Annotated in this window: 1 protein-coding gene; it reads left to right on the forward strand. The window is 42.5% G+C overall.

The features are described 5' to 3' along the window. Positions 1–15: 15 nt before the first annotated feature. The coding region (locus RW092_RS06075; RefSeq protein WP_316009778.1) for a hypothetical protein at positions 16–593 on the forward strand (578 nt) is incomplete at its 3' end.

The raw sequence follows: 593 nt of genomic DNA on the forward strand, positions 1-593 counted from the left end.
GCTAGTAGATACGGAGTGGGGCCAGAGATCGGAAGCGCAGACGCAACCGATTTACTCAACGATTATTTTGCTGCGCTTAAAGCTAAAGGCTTAAAATACGCCTACTTTGACAAGCCGCACACCTACCACGTAAGCGGTAAGTTAACAGAGGCTCGGGATTTGATCTTGCTAGGTAACAATGCATGGATTAAGAGCAGCTTACTAGATAACTACTGGATACAAATTATTAATAATCGCCAACATTACAACGGTAAATATAATGTTGCTCCCAGCGGTGTTGACCTATCTACAGCCCTAAGCGCTCTTAGGATTAACAAGACATGTCGAGTTACTATTTGGGGTGATAGCATCAGTACATCTGGCACGGATTTTATAAACGTGTCGTATAACTCGCATGGGAGCACGAATAAATGGTCACCGAACGGAATTACATCAAGTGATAGCTTATTTTATCGTTTGGTCGACGTATTAACAACGGAATTTAAAGACGTGGCGTTTAATTTTTACAATCGAGCGAATGCCGGAACAACCTTATCGCAATGGCAAGAGGATAAGACGTTTAATGGCGTTACAAAGCCATGGATCGAGCATAT

This window comes from Paenibacillus sp. 3LSP (assembly GCF_032465655.1).
Classification (GTDB): Bacteria; Bacillota; Bacilli; order Paenibacillales; family Paenibacillaceae; genus Fontibacillus; species Fontibacillus barengoltzii.